The organism is Enterobacter sp. PL_is379 (assembly GCF_055817355.1).
Genome location: NZ_JBVPGT010000032.1, coordinates 149487 through 168904, shown reverse-complemented (window position 1 = coordinate 168904; position 19418 = coordinate 149487). Strand labels below are relative to the sequence as shown.

The 19418-nt window shown below is 58.6% G+C and carries 21 protein-coding genes and 1 pseudogene; 14 read left to right on the top strand and 8 right to left on the bottom strand.

Going from position 1 to position 19418, the window contains the following annotated elements:
• Positions 1-20: 20 nt before the first annotated feature.
• Together miaE and rraB are read right to left on the bottom strand one after the other, a co-directional pair.
• Entirely contained in the window at positions 21-779 is a 759-nt protein-coding gene (gene miaE, locus AC0TOY_RS19645; protein WP_473722400.1) for a tRNA isopentenyl-2-thiomethyl-A-37 hydroxylase MiaE, read from the bottom strand.
• A gap of 46 nt (positions 780-825) precedes the next feature.
• Complete coding sequence (rraB, locus tag AC0TOY_RS19640; protein WP_008501374.1) at positions 826-1251, bottom strand: ribonuclease E inhibitor RraB; 426 nt, start codon at positions 1249-1251, stop codon at positions 826-828.
• A 99-nt stretch (positions 1252-1350) separates the two neighbouring features.
• Here rraB and argL point away from each other — a divergent pair, with 99 nt between their 5' ends.
• The 5 genes from argL to xynR all read left to right on the top strand — a co-directional run bounded on the left by argL (position 1351) and on the right by xynR (position 4610).
• Positions 1351-1446 (top strand): putative translational regulatory protein ArgL, encoded by a 96-nt coding sequence (gene argL / locus AC0TOY_RS19635; RefSeq protein ID WP_213014347.1) that lies wholly within the window; start codon positions 1351-1353, stop codon positions 1444-1446.
• Complete coding sequence (gene argF / locus AC0TOY_RS19630) at positions 1416-2420, top strand: ornithine carbamoyltransferase (protein WP_024908740.1); 1005 nt, start codon at positions 1416-1418, stop codon at positions 2418-2420. Before argL ends, argF (AC0TOY_RS19630) begins: the two co-directional genes overlap by 31 nt.
• A 382-nt stretch (positions 2421-2802) precedes the next feature.
• Positions 2803-3165 (top strand): hypothetical protein, encoded by a 363-nt coding sequence (locus tag AC0TOY_RS19625; protein WP_003862937.1) that lies wholly within the window; start codon positions 2803-2805, stop codon positions 3163-3165.
• Position 3166: 1 nt separating this feature from the next.
• Positions 3167-3619 (top strand): DUF3828 domain-containing protein, encoded by a 453-nt coding sequence (locus AC0TOY_RS19620; RefSeq protein WP_048243448.1) that lies wholly within the window; start codon positions 3167-3169, stop codon positions 3617-3619.
• Between the two features lie 232 nt (positions 3620-3851).
• Positions 3852-4610: a DNA-binding transcriptional repressor XynR gene (gene xynR, locus AC0TOY_RS19615; RefSeq protein WP_473722399.1), complete on the top strand. Its 759-nt coding sequence runs from the start codon at positions 3852-3854 to the stop codon at positions 4608-4610.
• A 4-nt stretch (positions 4611-4614) separates the two neighbouring features.
• On the opposite strand, the gene AC0TOY_RS19610 is transcribed toward xynR, so the two are convergent.
• The 5 genes from AC0TOY_RS19610 to AC0TOY_RS19590 form a co-directional block, all read right to left on the bottom strand.
• Complete coding sequence (locus AC0TOY_RS19610) at positions 4615-6225, bottom strand: glycoside hydrolase family 43 protein (protein ID WP_473722398.1); 1611 nt, start codon at positions 6223-6225, stop codon at positions 4615-4617.
• 11 nt (positions 6226-6236) lie between these two features.
• On the bottom strand, positions 6237-7619 hold the full coding sequence (locus tag AC0TOY_RS19605; protein ID WP_047054596.1) for an MFS transporter: 1383 nt from the start codon (positions 7617-7619) through the stop codon (positions 6237-6239).
• Between the two features lie 226 nt (positions 7620-7845).
• Positions 7846-9813, bottom strand: coding sequence for a xylonate dehydratase YagF (gene yagF / locus AC0TOY_RS19600; protein ID WP_473722397.1), 1968 nt, complete (start codon positions 9811-9813; stop codon positions 7846-7848).
• Positions 9814-9827: 14 nt separating this feature from the next.
• Positions 9828-10736: a 2-keto-3-deoxygluconate aldolase gene (gene yagE, locus AC0TOY_RS19595; protein WP_473722396.1), complete on the bottom strand. Its 909-nt coding sequence runs from the start codon at positions 10734-10736 to the stop codon at positions 9828-9830.
• 245 nt (positions 10737-10981) lie between these two features.
• Positions 10982-11434, bottom strand: coding sequence for a YhcH/YjgK/YiaL family protein (locus AC0TOY_RS19590; protein WP_473701960.1), 453 nt, complete (start codon positions 11432-11434; stop codon positions 10982-10984).
• Between the two features lie 675 nt (positions 11435-12109).
• Here AC0TOY_RS19590 and arcA point away from each other — a divergent pair.
• From arcA to AC0TOY_RS19565, 5 genes are all read left to right on the top strand, one after another.
• On the top strand, positions 12110-13330 hold the full coding sequence (gene arcA / locus AC0TOY_RS19585; protein ID WP_008501384.1) for an arginine deiminase: 1221 nt from the start codon (positions 12110-12112) through the stop codon (positions 13328-13330).
• Positions 13331-13340: 10 nt separating this feature from the next.
• The gene (gene arcC / locus AC0TOY_RS19580) at positions 13341-14252 is read left to right on the top strand and encodes a carbamate kinase (protein ID WP_148768609.1); all 912 of its coding nucleotides are present in this window, start codon (positions 13341-13343) and stop codon (positions 14250-14252) included.
• A gap of 26 nt (positions 14253-14278) precedes the next feature.
• On the top strand, positions 14279-15283 hold the full coding sequence (gene argF, locus AC0TOY_RS19575; protein ID WP_032651476.1) for an ornithine carbamoyltransferase: 1005 nt from the start codon (positions 14279-14281) through the stop codon (positions 15281-15283).
• 47 nt (positions 15284-15330) lie between these two features.
• Entirely contained in the window at positions 15331-16734 is a 1404-nt protein-coding gene (locus AC0TOY_RS19570) for a YfcC family protein (RefSeq protein WP_024907260.1), read from the top strand.
• An 80-nt stretch (positions 16735-16814) separates the two neighbouring features.
• Positions 16815-17294: an arginine repressor gene (locus AC0TOY_RS19565; protein WP_024907261.1), complete on the top strand. Its 480-nt coding sequence runs from the start codon at positions 16815-16817 to the stop codon at positions 17292-17294.
• Positions 17295-17297: 3 nt separating this feature from the next.
• On the opposite strand, the pseudogene AC0TOY_RS19560 reads toward AC0TOY_RS19565, so the two are convergent.
• Positions 17298-17415 (bottom strand): annotated as a pseudogene (locus AC0TOY_RS19560) (hypothetical protein).
• Here AC0TOY_RS19560 and AC0TOY_RS19555 point away from each other — a divergent pair.
• From AC0TOY_RS19555 to ridA, 4 genes are all read left to right on the top strand, one after another.
• A complete protein-coding gene (locus AC0TOY_RS19555; protein ID WP_022646880.1) occupies positions 17395-17499 on the top strand; it encodes a pyrBI operon leader peptide in 105 nt (34 codons plus the stop codon). The pseudogene AC0TOY_RS19560 and the gene AC0TOY_RS19555 sit on opposite strands and share 21 nt — an antisense overlap.
• Before the next feature lie 34 nt (positions 17500-17533).
• A complete protein-coding gene (pyrB, locus tag AC0TOY_RS19550) occupies positions 17534-18466 on the top strand; it encodes an aspartate carbamoyltransferase (RefSeq protein ID WP_024907262.1) in 933 nt (310 codons plus the stop codon).
• Positions 18467-18478: 12 nt separating this feature from the next.
• Positions 18479-18940: an aspartate carbamoyltransferase regulatory subunit gene (gene pyrI, locus AC0TOY_RS19545; protein WP_023310197.1), complete on the top strand. Its 462-nt coding sequence runs from the start codon at positions 18479-18481 to the stop codon at positions 18938-18940.
• Between the two features lie 73 nt (positions 18941-19013).
• Positions 19014-19400 (top strand): 2-iminobutanoate/2-iminopropanoate deaminase, encoded by a 387-nt coding sequence (ridA, locus tag AC0TOY_RS19540; RefSeq protein WP_024907263.1) that lies wholly within the window; start codon positions 19014-19016, stop codon positions 19398-19400.
• Positions 19401-19418 lie beyond the last annotated feature (18 nt).

Here is a 19418-nt window from a genome sequence, read left to right as displayed (position 1 = left end):
TATCCTTTCGCTATGCCGGTTTACACCGGCACGCCGCTGTGGAAGCGAAACTCGGTGTCCGGTGTCGAGATAAGTGTGGCTTCAATTTCGCCAAAAAGCTGTATGCGCGGTGAGATATCGTCGTCGCTCACCTGCTGCGCCAGCGTCAGGTAGTCCTGATAATGGCGCGCTTCCGAGCGCAGCAGCGAGAGATAGAACTTCTGCAGGTCGTCGTCGAGGAACGGGGCCAGCGCGGCGAAGCGTTCACAGGAGCGGGCTTCGATGTAGGCGCCGCAGATGAGCTTGTCGATCAGCGTCAGCGGTTCGTGGGTGCGCACTTCCTTCAGCATCCCTTTGGCGTAGCGGCTGGCGGTGATTTTGACGTACGGAATGTCGCGGGCCAGCATCGCCTCGCGCACCTGCCAGAAGTGGTGCAGCTCCTCTTTAATCAGCAGCACCATGCTGTCGATAAGCGCCTGGCCCCACGGGTCGTCGGTTTTGGGCATCACGCTTTTGCCAATCTGCCTGTGCAGGGCGATGAAGTCCGGCTCCGGGCCGTCGCGGAAGGTGAACTGTTCGTAGGGTTTGAGCCAGTCGAGCAGCGCGTCGGCACCGCTTTTGTCGGCGACGTATTTACGCACCAGCAGCAGCGCGGTCTGGGCGGCCTTGAGCTCGCACACCATGTGGTCGGTGAGCAGCAGCGGCAGGTTCGCCGGGTCGCGGGCTTTATCAATCCATGCTTGCGGGGTCGGGCACTGGAGGAAGTTGAGTACGGGGGCGAGTATCTGCGGGTAATCCATGGTTCTGCCTTGAAAAAGCGGTGGCGCGCGCCACCGCCTGAAACGCTTAGTGACGCACGCCGTCGTCGTCTTCGTCGACGTAATCTTCGTCGTCGCCTTCTTCGCCGTCTTCACCGTTCGGATCTTCGAAGTAGGTTCCCCAGCCGTCGTATTCCACGTCAAACTTCTCGGCCAGGTTCATCAGCTGTTCGACCTGCGCGTCGATCAGCTCCGCCTTCAGCGCGCCTTCGCTCAGGATGTCGCAGCAGATGACGGTGTCGCCCTCTTCCACTTCCAGCTCTTCCGGCTCGGTCACTTCGTAACCCAGCTTGAAGGCTTCCACGGCCATTTTTTCCAGCGCGTCGAAATCATCCGCAGAGAAATGGTGCTCGATGGTGTACAGCGCGTCCGGATCGCTACCGTCTTCCAGCAGTTCTTCAATAATCAGACGCGTCTCTTCGCGTTGCTCTTCCAGTAATTCCGGGTTTGCCATGGCTCAATCCTCTTTAAAGTGCGGCAGATACTTCTATTTTCACACACGGACGGGTTTGCCTCCACCTTTGTTGGAAAGATTTGTGAAACGGGGTTGCAAATGAATAATTACACATATAAAGTGAATTTTAATTCAATAAGTGGCGTTCGCCATGTGAGGATAAAATGTCTGATCTGTACAAGAAACACTTTCTGAAATTGCTCGACTTTACCCCTGCACAGTTCACTTCTCTGCTGACCCTTGCCGCACAGCTCAAAGCCGATAAAAAAAATGGCAAGGAAGTACAGAAGCTTACCGGTAAAAACATCGCGCTCATCTTCGAAAAAGACTCGACCCGTACCCGTTGCTCTTTCGAAGTTGCCGCATTTGACCAGGGCGCGCGCGTTACCTATTTAGGGCCGAGCGGCAGCCAGATTGGGCATAAAGAGTCAATTAAGGACACCGCGCGCGTGCTCGGGCGGATGTACGACGGCATTCAGTATCGCGGGCACGGCCAGGAAGTGGTCGAGACGCTGGCGCAGTATGCGGGCGTGCCGGTGTGGAACGGGCTGACCAACGAGTTCCACCCGACGCAGCTGCTGGCGGACCTGCTGACCATGCAGGAGCACCTGCCGGGCAAGGCGTTTAACGAGATGACGCTGGTGTACGCGGGCGACGCGCGCAACAACATGGGCAACTCAATGCTGGAAGCGGCGGCGCTGACCGGGCTGGATCTGCGTCTGGTGGCCCCGAAGGCCTGCTGGCCGGAAGAGAGCCTGGTGGCGGAGTGCAGCGCGCTGGCGGAGAAAAACGGCGGGAAAATTACCCTGACGGAAGACGTGGCGGCGGGCGTGAAGGGCGCGGACTTTATCTATACCGACGTGTGGGTGTCAATGGGCGAAGCCAAAGAGAAGTGGGCGGAGCGTATCGCGCTGCTGCGCGGGTATCAGGTGAACGCGCAGATGATGGCGCTGACCGGCAATCCGGACGTGAAGTTCCTGCACTGTCTGCCGGCGTTCCATGACGACCAGACCACGCTCGGCAAGCAGATGGCGAAGGAGTTCGATCTGCACGGCGGGATGGAAGTGACGGACGAGGTGTTTGAGTCGGCGGCGAGCATCGTGTTCGACCAGGCAGAAAACCGGATGCATACGATTAAGGCGGTGATGGTGGCGACGCTTGGGGAGTGATTGACTCCTCTGCGGTCTGGTGCCCTCACCCCGGCCCTCTCCCACGGGGAGAGGGAGAAAACCCAGCCCGTAGGCCCGTGCAAGCGAAGCGTCGCCGGGCGAATCAGGCGGTGATGCGGCCTGGTGCCCTCACCCCGGCCTTCTCCCACGGGGAGAGGGAGAACACCCTAAAAACGACAACAGCGTTATCGTCTGGCAGAGAAATACATTTTACAGACGCTTTCTCAGATACGCATTAACCATAATAGGTATTTATGTTTTTATTAACCATTATTTATTGAGTAGATAATGGTTAATATCAGGTCATTATCAATTACAAAACATTGTATATATTCGGTGTAATGTTTCCTTATTACTTCATTTCATTAATAAGGATGATTGTATGTCATGGAATAAGCACGAGGCTGTGTCTTATGCCCGCAGCCACGCGCACCATTACAGCACGGGTTACTGCGCTCGCGCCGTAGCCGCGGCTATCCGCGCCGGAGGATTAGAAATTAATGGCGCTGATGCAAAAAACTTCTGGCGCTCTCTTGAGAAAGCAGGATTCAGCAAGGTGTACGGCACCCTCATTGAGGGTGATGTTGCAGTCATTGACGCATTGCCTGGTGCGCATCAGAACGGGCATGCATGCATCTATGACGGTTCGGGTACCTGGTATTCAGATTTTAAACAGAATAGTCTGTATCCCGGCCAGAGATATCGGAAGATACAGCCAAAAATCACCTTTTACAGGCACTACTGATATGAAAAGCACCTTACTTCTTTGCTGCCTGTTTTCTTTCTCTGCAACGGCTGGCCTTTCTGATCCAATTGAGCGTGCTGTAAAATTTAACAGCTGGTACGTAAATCAAATCAACAAAGACGTATTTCCCATTACTGATGGAAACGAAATAGATAAATATGTCACAGCATCAACAATGAAAAAACTCCGTCACGCGCAGGATCCTCGCTATGCAGACGAAGAGTTTTACGAGGCCGATATATTTTTAAAAGCGCAATACGTCGGCGATGACTGGCCGCAGAATGTAACAGCCATAGCCGGGGATACCGATCCAGTCTGTGTCAACGTATACATTGCATTCGGTAAAAAGCAGGACCACATAGTCATAGACTGCATGGTTAAAGAAGACAACTTATGGAAGGTACAGTCAGTTTCTGCTGTTGAATTTTCAAGAAACCTGACTATACCGAACTGAGCCAAACGACGTACCGGCAAAAATATTGATACTGCGCGCTCTTTTTGCCGGGTGGCGCTGCGCTTACCCGGCCTACACAACCCGTAGGCCCGTGCAAGCGAAGCGCCGCCGGGCGAATCAGGCGACGATGCGGCCTGATGCCCTTTCTCCCACAACCCGCGCTACTCAATTGATTTTTCACCCCGAAAAAGGTACGTTTTCGCCTTAATTCCAGCGTGGACATACCAGCATTATGCCGATTATTCAGTCTGTTGAACGTGCGTTGCAGATCCTCGACCTGTTCAACGAGCAGGCCACCGAGCTTAAGATCACCGACATCAGCAAACTGATGGGGCTGAGCAAGAGTACCCTCCACTCGCTGCTGAAAACCTTGCAGCTACACGGCTATATCGATCAGAACCCGGAAAACGGTAAGTATCGCCTCGGCATGAAGCTGGTCGAGCGCGGCCATTTTGTCGTGGGCTCCATCGATATTCGCCAGAAGGCGAAAGGCTGGCTGACGGAGCTGTCCCAGCGGACCGGGCAGACCACCCATCTGGGGATCCTGGACGGGCGTGAAGGGGTTTATATCGAGAAGATTGAAGGCAAGCTGGCGGCCATCGCCTATTCGCGCATCGGCCGCCGACTGCCGGTTCACGCCACCGCCATCGGCAAGGTGTTGATTGCCTGGCTGGGCGAGGCCGAGCTGAACGCCCTGCTGGAGGGCTATCAGTACACTACCTTTACGCCTTCCACCCTCGCCTCTCGTGAAGCCTTAATAAGCGCCCTGGCGCAGACCCGCGAGCAGGGTTACGCCCTGGATAGCGAAGAGAATGAGCAGGGCGTGCGCTGCGTGGCGGTGCCGGTGTGGAACCATGAATCCCGCGTCATCGCCGCCCTGAGCCTGTCGACGCTCACCTCCCGCGTGGACGACGCCGAGCTGGCCCACTTCCGCGAGCAGCTCCAGCAGGCCGGGCTCGAGCTGTCACGCGCGCTGGGCTACCCGGCCTGAGCCGTTAGGCCGGCTCGTAGGTAAAGTAGTCGAAGTCCGCGTGGCAGCCGTCGCCGCTGATGTCCTCGCAGTGCAGACCCACAAACGCGCCGGTGAAGAAGCCGCGCCCGCCAATGTAGTCGTCCGACAGCTTCCACGCCTCATACGTTACCGGCACGGCGTGCCACGTCTCGCCGTCGAACGAGTAGCTGTAGCGGTAGACCAGCGTATCCACATCCACCCGCAGCCAGACGCTCTCCGCACTCTCCGGCACCGGAATGGGCTGCTCGTGCAGCGGCCACGACGGCACGTTGTGGTCGAGCTGGATCACTTTGATGGTTCTCCCCTGCCCCTCCTCGAAGTCCACAAAGCAGTAGCTCCAGTTTTTGCTGTTGTAGTAGCAGGTCAGCCCCGCGCTCTGCTGGAAGTGGATCGGCGAGAACTGCATCCGCGTTTCCGCCCGGAAGACAAAGTGCTGCCAGCGGCGCGCCACAGTCGACTGGGTGAAGGTCGAGTTGAGCGAGTCGTTGCCGTAGAGCCGTAAGTAGCCCGGGCGCGCGGTGAGCGAGCCGAGGGTGTCGTCGAACGGAATGCGCAGGGTCTGCAGCTCCGGGTCGAGCGAACTGGCGTCGAAATCGTCCCGCCAGCTGCCCTGAACGGCTGCGGGCTGCTCCGCCACCTGCGGGCCTTTCACGGTCAGCTGCGCGTGCTTGCCGCCTTCCACGTACGGCCAGCCGTCGCGCCACTCAATGCGGGCGATGCCGGTCTCGCGACCCAGCGGGCAGTAACCGCGCCCGCCGGAGGCCAGCAGCGGCACGCCAGGCAGGCGCAGCGGGCGGCTGGTGAGGTAGGCCATGTACCACTCCCCGGTGTGGGTCTGCAGCAGCGAGCCGTGGCCGCTCTTCTGCAGTGGGTTCTCCGGCAGGTGCCAGCTGGTCATCATCGTCACGTCCGGGTGCAGCTCGTACGGCCCGTCGATATTTTTGGAACGCAGCACCACGACGGCGTGCTCGTAGCTGGTGCCGCCTTCGGCCACCATCAGGTAGTACCATCCCGCGTGGCGATACAGGTGCGCGCCCTCGGTGTAGCAGAGCGGCGTGCCGGTAAACAGGGTTTTGCGCTCGGGCGAGAGCGTGCCGGTCTGCGGGTCAAACGCCTGCATCACGATGGTGTTGTACGGGTTGCTGTGATGGCGCGGCCCCCACGGGCGGTAGAGGTAGTATTTGCGGCCATCGTCGTCGTGGAACAGGGACGGGTCAAACCCGCCGTTGCCCATCGGGATCGGCTCGCTCCACGGTCCCTCAATGGACGGCGCGGTGACGAGGAAGTTGCGGCCGTTTTTCCACGGCGAGTCGACAATCTTCACGTCGGTATAGAGCAGCCAGAATTTGCCGTCGGCGTAGCTCAGGCACGGCGCCCAGATACCGCCGGAGTCCGGGTTGCCCTTCATATCCAGCATCGACACGCGGTCCAGCGGCGTGCTGACCAGCGACCAGTTTTTCAGGTCGCGGGAGTGGTAGATGCGCACGCCCGGGAACCACTCGAAGGTCGAAGTGGCGATGTAGTAGTCCTCGCCCTGACGGCACAGGGAAGGATCCGGGTTGAAGCCGGTCAGAATAGGGTTAGTGATTTGCATAGTGCCTCCGGTTAATGGGATGCGGCTGTCGCGGCGTCGGGAACGGCCTCGCCCTGCGCCGCGCGGTGCTTGATCAGCTGCTGGCTAATGGCCTCCACGCGGGCGTCGGTGAGCTTGTAGAACGACAGCATGATGAACATGCCCGCGTAGAGCACCACCGGCACCACGCAGAACAGAATTTTGATGGTGGTGAGCACCTCCACCGGCTGTACGCTGCTGCTGGCGGAGTAGTTCACGTATGCCAGGATCCAGCCCACCACCGCCCCGCCAATCGCCAGGCCAATCTTCAGGCTGAACAGGTAGGTGGAGAACACCAGGCCGTCGAGGCGGCGCCCGCTGCGGCTCTCCTCGTAGTCCACCACGTCAGAAGCCATCAGCCACTGCAGCGGCGTGGTGGTGTTAAAGACGAACAGGAACAGGATGTTGAGGGCGAAAATCAGGGCGATATGTTCCGCCGGGGTGACGAAAATCAGCAGGCTGATGAGCGAGTAGGCGACGATGATCCACTTGAAGGCGGTGACGCGGTCGAAGCGCCCCAGCAGTCGGGAGGAGCAGAGCGAGCCAAACATGGTGGCAAGGCTGCCGTAGAGTAAAAACTGGGTCGCCATCTCCGGGTGATCCATTACGTATTTGACAAAGTAGAGCGTCGCCCCGCCGCGCACCACGTTGGAACAGGTCGCCATCATCTTGAACGCGCACATGATCCGCCACTGGCCGTTGCCGAGCAGCAGCTTGAGATCTTTCGCCACCGACGAGCCCGGCTGCACCTCAAAGGTGTAGCGCTCTTTGGTGGTGAAGAAGCAGACGTAGAGCAGCACCACGCCGGTCAGGCCCAGCACGCACATGGCGCCGAAATAGCCCACCTGCTCGTTCCCTTTGCCGATGATGCTGACCAGCGGCAACGCGATGCCGCTGATGGCGAGCGACCCAGCGGCGGCAAGGAAGAAACGCCAGGACTGAAGGGCATGACGCTCTTTCGGGTCGGCGGTGATGACGCCGGGCATGGCGCAGTAGGGCACGTTAACGAAGGTGTAGACCAGGGTCAGGAGAATGTAGGTCACGCAGGCGTAGATGATTTTGCCCTGCGCGGAGAAGTCCGGCGTGTAGAAGGTCAGCACGCAGACGATGCCAAACGGGATGGCGCCCCACAGCAGGAACGGACGGAACTGGCCGTGCCGCGTGCGGGTGCGGTCTACCAGCAGCCCCATCAGCGGGTCGGTCACGGCGTCGAGCACGCGGGAGATTAAAAACAGCGTCCCCATAATGCCCGCCGACAGGCCGAAGACGTCGGTGTAGAAATAGGCCAGCAGGAACATCGTGGCCTGCCAGACGAAGCCGCAGGCGGTGTCACCCAGCCCGTAGCCAATTTTGTCTTTCATGGTTAATTGCGTCATCAGAATTACACCCTTATGTAGTGTGCTGAATTACAACATCGTGTTAATGGAGTGTAATGAGCTGTTCAATTAACCAGCAATGGTCATATCTTATTTCTGAATTACGTTATTTTGCTTTTGTGACGCCAACGATATATCACAACTTATTGTTTAAATTGATAAAACAAAGACAAGCAAAAGCCGTCCACGGAATATATTCCGTAGACGACAACCGCGTGAAAAATAATTAAAGTCCGAGTGCTTTTTTACCGGCGTTAATTACCTCGATAATTTTATCGGTGTCATAAATACAGCCTTTCCAGGTGCCGCCGCTGACCGACTGTAATGCTGCCCACAGGCGAGTGTCGTCCGGCAAAAAGTCGTGGGCGTGCAGGTCCGGGTGCGTCTGCCGCATTGCCAGCTCGCGCGCGCCCTCCTCCGGCGTCAGCGGGTTGTCCACTGTGCCGATAAAGTTCACGCTACCTGTTAATGTCAGCCGATCGACGGCTATCTCGATGATGTCGTTATCCCGCAGCTTGCCAATCGGCCCGCCCGCCAGCGCCTCCGGCGACACGTGGCCGAAGCAGGCGCCTGTCGACACGCCCGAGAAGCGCGCATCGGTGATTAACGATACCGTCTTGCCCCACGAGATATGCTTCAGCGCGGAGGTAAGCTGGTAGGTCTCTTCCATGCCGGTGCCGGACGGACCGCCGCCGATCACCACCATGATATCGCCCTGATTAATCTCTTCCCGCTTGATGGCCTTGATTGCCTGCGCTTCCGAGACAAACACCCGCGCCCGGCCGGTGTGGCGGTACACGCCATCTTCGCCCACCACCGACGGGTCGATCGCCGTGGCCTTGATCACCGAGCCTTCCGGCGCGATGTTGCCCGTCGGGAAGCAGACCGTCGAGGTCAGCCCTTTCGCTTTTGCCTTCTCCGGCGGCAGGATCACGTCATCCGGATCCACGCCATCCTGCGCGCGCAGGCACTGGCGGAAGCGCGCCCGGCGTTCGGAAGCCTGCCACCAGTCGAGGTTCTCGCCCACCGTCTGGCCAGTAACAGTCATCGCATCAAGATGCAGCAGACCGAGATCGCGCAGGTGGAGCATCACCTCCGGCACGCCGCCGGCGAGGAAGGCGCGCACGGTCGGGTGATAGTCCGGGCCGTTGGGCAGCACGCTGACCAGGCGCGGCACCTTACGGTTGACGCGCGTCCAGTGCTCTACGTCCGGGATTGTGCAGCCCGCCGCGTGGGCGATGGCCGGAATGTGCAGCAGTAAATTGGTCGAGCCGCCGAACGCCGCATGGATCAACATGGCGTTTTCGATGGCTTTGTCGGTGAGGATATCGCGCGTGGTGATGCCGCGGTTATCCAGCTCGCTGACCGCCCGCGCCGACTGGCGGGCGATCTCCAGCCATACCGCCTGCCCGGACGGGGCCAGCGCGGAGTGCGGCAGCGCCAGCCCCAGCGCTTCGGCCACCACCTGAGAGGTGCCCGCCGTGCCGAGGAACTGACATCCCCCGCCCGGCGAGGCGCAGGCGCGACAGCCCAGCTCGGCGGCCTCCTGCAGGGAGAGTTCGTGGTTGGCAAAGCGCGCGCCAATGGTCTGCACCTTGCCCGCGTCTTCCCCCACGGTTGGCGGCAGCGTCGCCCCGCCCGGCACCAGAATGGTCGGCAGGTCGTGCATCGCGGCCAGGGCAATCATGGTGGCGGGCAGCCCTTTATCACAGGTGGCGACGCCAATCACCGCCCGACGCGTCGGGAGGGAACGAATCAGGCGGCGAAACACTATCGCCGCGTCGTTGCGGTACGGCAGGGAGTCGAACATGCCGTGCGTGCCCTGAGAACGGCCGTCGCAGGGATCGCTGACGAAGGCCGCAAACGGGATCCCACCGTTGCGGGTGATCTCCTTCGCCGCTGCCTGCATCTGCATGCCGATCTCCCAGTGCCCGGTGTGGTAGCCCAGCGCGACCGGGCGTCCGTCCCCGGCGCGGATGCCGCCCTGGGTGCCGATAATCAGCACCTCTTTGCCGGTCAGCTTGTTGGCGTCCCAGCCCATCCCGGCGTTCTGCGTCATGCCGAACAGGTTGCCGCTGGGGGATTCCATCAGCATCTGCGGAGTCAGCGGTAGCGCGCCCTGCGGCCCCGCCGCGTGGGTGATCACCGCATAAAACGCATCGTCCTGCGGAGTGAAAATCTTCTCGATGGTCATGGTTATCGTCCGGCTCAGCAGAGCTTGAGCTGTTGCAGCAGGGTTTTCAGCTGCGCCTTGCGCGGCTCGTCCAGCGGTGACGCGGGGGGCAACACGTGCGTCGAAATCGGGCGGCCGCAGAGCACAATCGCCTCTTTAATCACGTTCACAAACGGCGTATCCAGCTGATAAATCTGCGGGATTTGCAGCAGGGTCTGATGATACTCAGCCGCTTTCGCCACGTCTTTATCCCGCCAGGCTTTCAGAAGATTCACCGACACCTGCGGAGCAAAGTTGCCGCTCGCCGAGATCGCCCCGTCACCGCCGAGCAGCAGGGTATTAAACAGATGATCGTCGTAGCCGCAGAGCACGGTGAAGTGCGGGTGAGCGGCTTTGACGGTATGGATCATGCTGCGCAGGTGGGCGACGGAGTCGATGGTGTCTTTGATGCCGACGATGTTGCTGCGCGAGTCGGCCAGGGTTTTCACCAGCGCCGGGGTCAGATCCTGCCCGGTCAGCGCCGGGAAGTTATAGAGCATCACCGGCAGCGTGACGCTGTCGGCCACCTGCTCGAAATAGCGGATCAGGTTCGCTTCCGACACTTTCCAGTAGTAGGGGTTGATCACCACGATGCCGTCCGCCCCCGCCTGCTGCGCGTGCTGGCTCAGCGCAATGGTTTCCCGGGCGTTGGTGCCGCCGGTGCCGATCAGGACCGGTACGCGACGATCAACATGATCGATCGCAAACTGGGCAATGGTTTTACGCTCTTCGGCGCCGAGCTGGGAGAACTCGCCGCCGCTGCCCAGGAAGAACAGGCCGTCAACGCCTGCTTTGATCAGATCGTCGATCAGCGCGGCGGTGCCCTGCTTATCGAGCTGGCCGTCGGCGGTAAAGATGGTGGAGACAGGGGGAATGATTCCCGTAAACAACGCGGACTGCGGCATGAGATCTCCTTGTTGAATCATTTTGTTCTACATTATAGAACAGTGTTCGTTAAATTAACGATCATACTATGACGCAGGAAAAGCGCAGGTAAATGAGAGATGCAGAGGGAGTGCGGGAAATTTAAGCTGGATCACATATTGTCCCCCCTCACCCCGGCCCTCTCCCCAATGGGGCGAGGGGGAAAAGACGGCTCGGAGCAGTCCCCTCTCCTCTGTGGGGAGAGGGTTAGGGTGAGGGGTAAGGATTACTCTACCTGAATTTTAACAACAACTTTCCTGACCTTAGCAGGCGCACCCACCGCGCACAGCGGCTTGTGCACCTCACCCGGCCAGAACACCACAAAATCCCCTTCGCTCAGCACCACGGTTTTCTCCTGCTCACCTTCCGGCAGGAACGCGATGTCTTTGTCCGCCAGCCAGTCGGTGTCCGGCGTGCCGGGCGGCAGGGTGCTGAATGTCATCCCTTCCTGTCCCTTCATCACGATCTGAATATCCAGATAGCGCGCGTGGTACTCGGCGCGACGCTCGGCGAACGGCTGGGTCATGTCTTCAGAGACCAGATAAAACAGGCTGTTGCCGTTGACGTCGTGCTTGCCGAGCGGCGTAGCGTCGGTGACGTGGGCTTTAACGTGCTCAATCGCCTGGCGCAGTTCGTCAGGCAGCCAGGACTGCAGATGGTGGATGTTGCCGATAATCATGTTTCAACCCTCAATATAAAACAATGTTTCATTTTTATCTTTTATACGAGAATCCCGGCTGCCATACCAGCCCTTTTTGGACGAGGTTTGCGCGAGCGCATGTTTATCGGGAAAGGTGTTAATTCACTGTTAATCCTGCCCGGGCATTTATGCAGGGGTTATGCATAACCTCGATCCGTGCTTATCACATGGCTGCTCTAACCTCTTGATCATGCTCTCTAATTAACAAAACCCGTTGCCGCCTCACACTTTACTGTTTTGATAATTTGCTCTAAAAAACCATAATTATTTATTGATTTTTCTTAAGTCAAAAATAGTTAATTACGTTAATTGCATAGCCATTCTTATGCATAATATTTATCATTTAAAATCAGCCACATAACAACATATTTCAAAAGATTAAAATCTACAAAATAATAACAACCTCAAATAATGCCACCGGATCCTGCTTAGCTATTCATCCCTCACTAATATGAAATTAATCATTATCTGATGCGAATCATGCAAATGAAAACAAACCCCTTAATATCCATTTTCGCGTGAGCAATATCACAATACGGATTATTTAACTGCCTAGTATGAATTACGAAATCAATTGAGCTTAGCCGCCATGAAATTAAATACGTTACATGGCGCATGCCCTTTTTATTCTGAAAAACAGTTAAAGGAATAATTATGGAAAAGCATTACGTCGGTTCTGAAATTGGTCAATTGCGTAGCGTTATGCTGCACCGCCCAAATTTAAGTCTGAAGCGTCTCACGCCATCAAACTGTCAGGAGCTCCTTTTCGATGACGTGCTCTCGGTTGAGCGGGCGGGTGAGGAGCATGACATCTTCGCAAACACGCTGCGCGAGCAGGGTGTGGAAGTCCTGCTGTTGACCGACCTTCTGACACAAACCCTTGATATTGCTGAGGCGAAGGCCTGGCTGCTGGAGACGCAAATCTCCGACTACCGCCTCGGCCCCACCTTTGCCGGCGACGTTCGCGGCTGGCTGGCGGATATGCCGCACCGTGAACTGGCGCGCAGACTGAGCGGCGGATTAACCTACGGCGAAATTCCGGCGGCCATTAAAAATATGGTGGTGGATACCCACACGGCGAATGATTTTATTATGAAGCCGCTGCCGAACCATTTATTTACCCGCGATACCTCCTGCTGGATCTATAACGGCGTCTCTATTAACCCGATGGCCAAACCGGCGCGTCAGCGTGAAACCAATAACCTGCGGGCAATATATCGCTGGCACCCGGCGTTCGCCGACGGCGATTTTATTAAGTATTTCGGCGACGAGAATATTAATTACGACCACGCCACCTTAGAAGGCGGTGACGTATTAGTGATTGGCCGCGGCGCGGTATTGATCGGCATGTCCGAACGCACGACGCCGCAGGGCGTGGAATTCCTCGCCAACAGCCTGTTCAAACACCGTCAGGCCGAGCGCGTGATCGCCGTTGAGCTGCCAAAACACCGCTCCTGTATGCACCTCGACACCGTCATGACCCACATCGACGTGGATACCTTCTCCGTCTACCCGGAAGTGGTGCGCAAAGACGCCCAGTGCTGGACGCTCACCCCGGACGGACGCGGCGGCCTGCTGCGCACCCAGGAAACCGACCTGCTGCACGCCATCGAGAAAGCGCTCGGCATTAACCAGGTACGTCTGATCACCACCGGCGGCGACGCCTTTGAGGCCGAACGCGAGCAGTGGAACGACGCCAACAACGTCCTGACCATCCGCCCCGGCGTGGTGATCGGCTACGAGCGCAACGTCTGGACCAACGAGAAGTACGACAAAGCGGGTATCACCGTGCTGCCCATCCCGGGCGACGAACTCGGACGCGGACGCGGCGGCGCGCGCTGCATGAGCTGCCCGCTGGAACGCGACGGAATTTAAAGGAGCCATCATGGAACGAAAACCCACTCTGGTTGTGGCCCTGGGCGGCAACGCGCTGCTCAAGCGCGGCGAGCCGCTGGAAGCGGAGATCCAGCGCCAGAACATCGAGCAGGCCGCCCGCACCATCGCCGGGCTGACGGCGCAGTGGCGCGTGGTGCTGGTACACGGCAACGGGCCACAGGTCGGGCTGCTGGCGCTGCAGAACAGCGCCTACGACAAAGTCACGCCCTACCCGCTGGACGTTCTCGGCGCGGAAAGCCAGGGAATGATCGGCTACATGCTCCAGCAGGCGCTGAAAAACAGCCTCCCGCAGCGGGAGGTGAGCGTTCTGCTCACGCAGGTGGAAGTGGATGCCGCCGACCCGGCCTTCAGCAACCCGACCAAGTACATCGGCCCGGTCTACAGCGAAGCCCAGGCAAAAACGCTGGCGGCGGAGAAAGGCTGGGTGTTTAAGGCCGACGGCAGCTACGTCCGCCGCGTGGTGCCGTCACCGCAGCCGAAGCGCATCGTCGAGAGCGACGCCATCACGGCGCTGATCCAGCGCGACCACCTGGTGATCTGCAACGGAGGCGGCGGCGTGCCGGTGGTGGAACACGCCAACGGCTATCGCGGGATCGAGGCGGTAATCGACAAAGACCTCTCCGCAGCCCTGCTGGCGAGGCAAATCGAGGCCGACGCCCTGCTGATCCTCACCGACGCCGACGCGGTGTATCTCGACTGGGGCAAGCCGACCCAGCGCCCGCTGGCACAGGTGACGCCGGAGCTGCTCAAAGGCATGCAGTTCGACGCCGGATCGATGGGGCCGAAAGTGGCCGCCTGCCGCGAGTTTGTTGAAGCCTGCAACGGCATTGCCGGGATCGGCGCGCTGGCCGACGGCGCGGAGATCCTCGCGGGCGAGAAAGGCACGTTGATTCGTAACTGAACACTCATTTTAAAAAGGATTTAGCCATGACCATCAACCTGAAAAACCGCAACTTCCTGAAACTGCTGGACTACACCCCGGCGGAGATCCAGTACCTGATCGACCTCGCCATTGAGCTCAAGGCCGCCAAAAAAGCCGGGCGCGAGAAACAAACCCTGGTCGGGAAAAACATCGCCCTGATCTTTGAAAAAACCTCTACCCGCACCCGCTGCGCCTTTGAAGTGGGCGCATTCGATCAGGGCGCGCAGGTCACCTATCTCGGCCCAAGCGGATCGCAGATCGGCCATAAAGAGTCGATGAAAGACACCGCCCGCGTGCTGGGCCGCATGTACGACGGCATCGAATACCGCGGCTATGGTCAGGCCATCGTCGAAGAGCTGGGCGAGTACGCGGGCGTACCGGTGTGGAACGGCCTGACCGACGAGTTCCACCCAACGCAAATCCTCGCCGACCTGATGACCATGCTGGAGCATGCGCCGGGCAAAACCCTGCCGGAGCTGAGCTTTGCCTATCTCGGCGACGCGCGCAACAACATGGGCAACTCCCTGATGGTGGGCGCAGCCAAGATGGGGATGGATATCCGCCTCGTCGCGCCGAAATCCTTCTGGCCGGAAGCCGGGCTGGTTGAGCAGTGCCGCGCCATCGCCAAAGAGACGGGCGCGCGCATCACCCTCACCGACGACGTGGAAGAAGGCGTGCGGGGGACCGATTTCCTCTACACCGACGTGTGGGTCTCCATGGGCGAGCCGAAGGAAGCCTGGGCCGAGCGCGTCAGCCTGATGAAGCCATATCAAATTAACGCCCAGGTGATGAAGGCCACCGGCAACCCGAACGTCAAATTCATGCACTGCCTGCCGGCGTTCCACAACGAACACACCAAAGTGGGCCGCGAGATCGAGATGGCGTACGGCCTGAAGGGGCTGGAGGTGACGGAAGAGGTCTTCGAATCACCGAACTCGATCGTCTTCGACGAGGCAGAGAACCGCATGCACACCATTAAAGCGGTCATGGTGGCGACACTCGGCGACTAATCACCGCCCGGCGCGCCGCGGGGTGCGCCGGGTTTAAGGAGAACATCATGGGCAAGTTTAAGTTTCCCTCCGCTTACACCATTCTCTTTTTTCTGATTGCCGTTGTGGCGGCGCTGAGCTGGGTCGTTCCCGCCGGTCAGTACCAGATGGCGATGAACGACACCCTCGGTAAAGAAGTCCCGATTGCCGGAACGTACGCGCACGTGGCGGCGCATCCACAAGGGCTGGTTTCCGTCCTGATGGCGCCCATCGCCGGGCTGTACGATCCGGTCTCCGGCCAGGCCGGGGCGATCGACGTGGCGCTGTTTATTCTGATCATCGGGGGATTTCTCGGGATCGTCACCAAAACCGGGGCGATTGACGCCGGGATCGAGCGCGTCACCACCCGGCTGCGCGGACGCGAGGAGTGGATGATCCCGATCCTGATGGCGCTGTTTGCCGCGGGCGGCACCATTTACGGCATGGCCGAAGAGTCGCTGCCGTTCTACACCCTGCTGGTGCCGGTGATGCTGGCCGCCCGGTTCGATCCGGTTGTCGCCGCCTCCACCGTGCTGCTCGGCGCGGGGATCGGCACGCTGGGTTCCACCATTAACCCGTTTGCCACGGTCATCGCCGCCAACGCCGCCGGGATCCCCTTTACCAACGGCATCGCCCTGCGCGTGGCGCTGCTGGTCATCGGCTGGATCATCTGCGTGGCGTGGGTGATGCGCTACGCCCGCAAGGTGCGCAAGGATCCGTCCCTCTCTATCGTCGCAGACAAACAGGAAGAGAACCGCGCCCATTTCCTCGGCAACAAGGGCGAACAGTCGCTGGAGTTCACCCCGGTGCGCAAAATCATCCTGGTGATTTTCGCCCTCGCCTTCGCGGTGATGATTTACGGCGTGGCGGTGCTGGGCTGGTGGATGGCGGAGATTTCGGCGGTGTTTCTCGCCAGCGCGATTATCGTCGGCCTGATCGCCCGCATGAGCGAAGAGGAGCTGACCTCGACGTTTATCAACGGCGCGCGAGATTTGCTGGGCGTCGCGCTGATTATCGGCATCGCGCGCGGTATCGTAGTGATCATGGATAAGGGCATGATTACCCACACCATTTTGCACAGCGCCGAGGGGATGGTTACCGGGTTATCGACGGTGGCGTTCATCAACGTGATGTACTGGCTGGAAGTGGTGCTGTCGTTTCTTGTGCCTTCTTCGTCCGGCCTGGCCGTTCTGACGATGCCGATCATGGCGCCCCTTGCCGATTTCGCTAACGTCAACCGCGACCTGGTGGTCACGGCCTACCAGTCGGCGTCCGGCATCGTTAACCTGGTCACTCCCACCTCAGCCGTCGTGATGGGCGGGCTGGCGATCGCCCGCGTGCCCTACGTGCGCTATCTGAAATGGGTGGCACCGCTGCTGGGGATATTAACGGTAGTGATCATGGTGGCGTTGAGCCTGGGTGCCTTGTTGTGATTTGCCGGATGGCGCTGCGCTTATCCGGCCTACGGATCGGTGCGGTGCCACCGGTTATTTCGGGAACTGATATGGGAACTATGATGGATTACGAAGAGTACTCTCCCAAAGAACAACTACAGCTGACGGTCTGCCAGCGTCTGATAGCAGAAAAGAGCTATCTCTCCCAGGAGGAGATCCGCCGGGATTTGCAGGAGCGTGGTTTTGAGACCATCAGCCAGTCCACCGTTTCACGTCTGCTTAAATTGCTCGGTGTCATAAAAATTCGAAATGCCAAAGGGCTAAAGATTTATTCGCTGAATCCCCAGCTGCGCCCTGCCCCCGACGCCGCGCGTACCGTGTCCGAAATGGTGGTCAGCGTCGAGCATAATAGCGAGTTTATCCTTGTGCATACCGTCGCCGGATATGGCCGCGCGGTGGCGCGTATTCTGGATTATCACCAGCTGCCGGAAATTTTAGGCGTGGTGGCTGGCAGCAGTATCGTCTGGGTCGCTCCCCGGGTCGTGAAGCGCACCGCGCTGGTGCATAAGCAAATTAATTATTTACTCAGAACGAATTAATATTCATAAAGAACCGTTTGCATTGAGTAAAGCGTGCATTAAATCGCTTGATCCGAAAAGCGAGCTGCGTATAATGCCCGACAATTTGCCGGGAGGAAGCATGGTCAAGCGTGTACGACATAACGTCTTACCGCGTCTGAAATCAGACGCTGGCCTGCCGTTTTTCTTCCCGTTGCTAAACCTATTCCCAGAGCCCCTCATTTGAGGGGCTTTTTTTTGCCCGGCGTCAGGAGATAAACATGAATCCGCTTTATCAAAAACACATCATTTCCATAAACGACCTCAGCCGCGAAGAGCTGGAACTGGTTCTGGAAACCGCGGCAAAACTGAAGGCCAATCCGCAACCGGAGCTGCTGAAGCACAAGGTGATTGCGAGCTGCTTCTTTGAAGCCTCGACCCGCACCCGCCTCTCCTTTGAGACCTCCATGCACCGCCTGGGGGCGAGCGTGGTGGGCTTCTCGGACAGCAGCAACACGTCGCTGGGTAAAAAAGGCGAGACCCTGGCGGATACCATTTCAGTGATTAGCACCTACGTCGACGCGATTGTGATGCGTCATCCGCAGGAGGGCGCGGCGCGCCTGGCGACCGAATTCTCCGGCGGCATTCCGGTGCTGAACGCCGGTGACGGTGCCAACCAGCACCCAACGCAGACCCTGCTGGATCTGTTCACCATTCAGGAGACCCAGGGCAAGCTCGAGAACCTGAATATCGCCATGGTCGGCGACCTGAAATATGGCCGCACCGTCCACTCCCTGACGCAGGCGCTGGCGAAATTTAACGGCAACCGCTTCTACTTCATCGCGCCTGACGCGCTGGCGATGCCGCAGTACATTCTCGACATGCTGGATGAGAAAGGCATTCAGTGGAGCCTGCACGCCAGCATCGAAGAGGTGATGAGCCACGTGGATATTCTGTACATGACCCGCGTGCAGAAAGAGCGTCTGGATCCGTCCGAATACGCCAACGTGAAGGCACAGTTCGTGCTGCGCGCCAGCGACCTCGAGGGCGCGCGCGACAACATGAAGGTGCTGCATCCGCTGCCGCGCATCGATGAGATCACCACAGACGTGGATAAAACGCCGCACGCCTGGTACTTCCAGCAGGCCGGAAACGGCATCTTCGCCCGCCAGGCGTTACTGGCACTGGTTCTGAATCGCGAATTGGCACTGTAAGGGGAAACGACCATGACACACGATAACAAACTCCAGGTTGAAGCCATCAAGCGTGGCACCGTGATTGACCACATCCCTGCGCAGGTGGGCTTTAAGCTGCTGACGCTGTTCAAACTGACCGAAACCGACCAGCGCATCACCATCGGCCTGAACCTGCCGTCAGGTGAAATGGGCCGCAAGGACCTGATCAAAATCGAGAATACCTTCCTGACCGACGAGCAGGTTAACCAGCTGTCGCTGTACGCGCCGGACGCCACCGTCAACCGCATCGACGAGTATGAAGTGGTCGGTAAATCCCGCCCGAGCCTGCCGGATCGCATTGAAAGCGTGCTGGTCTGCCCGAACAGCAACTGCATCAGCCATGCCGAGCCGGTTTCCTCCAGCTTCGCAGTGAAAAAACGCGCCGATGACATCGCGCTCAAATGCAAATACTGCGAAAAAGAGTTTTCTCATTATGTGGTGCTGGCCAACTAATTGAGGTTGGTAATGAAATCCCGGCTGTTATAATGGCCGGGAACATTCTTAACGCTGTAATTCTGGAGAAAACATGAGCAAAGTACTCGCGACGGAAAATGCACCAGCCGCTATCGGCCCTTACGTTCAGGGCGTTGATCTGGGCAGCATGATCATCACTTCAGGTCAGATCCCCGTAAACCCAAAAACCGGTGAAGTGCCGACCGACGTGGCAGCACAGGCGCGTCAGTCGCTGGAAAACGTGCAGGCTATCGTTGAATCAGCGGGCCTGAAAGTGGGCGACATCGTCAAAACCACCGTTTTCGTGAAAGATCTGAACGACTTCGCGACCGTTAACGCCACCTACGAAGCGTTCTTCACCGAGCACAACGCCACCTTCCCGGCGCGCTCCTGCGTGGAAGTGGCGCGTCTGCCAAAAGACGTGAAAATTGAAATCGAAGCGATTGCCGTACGTCGCTAATTCGCTTTGTCGATGATA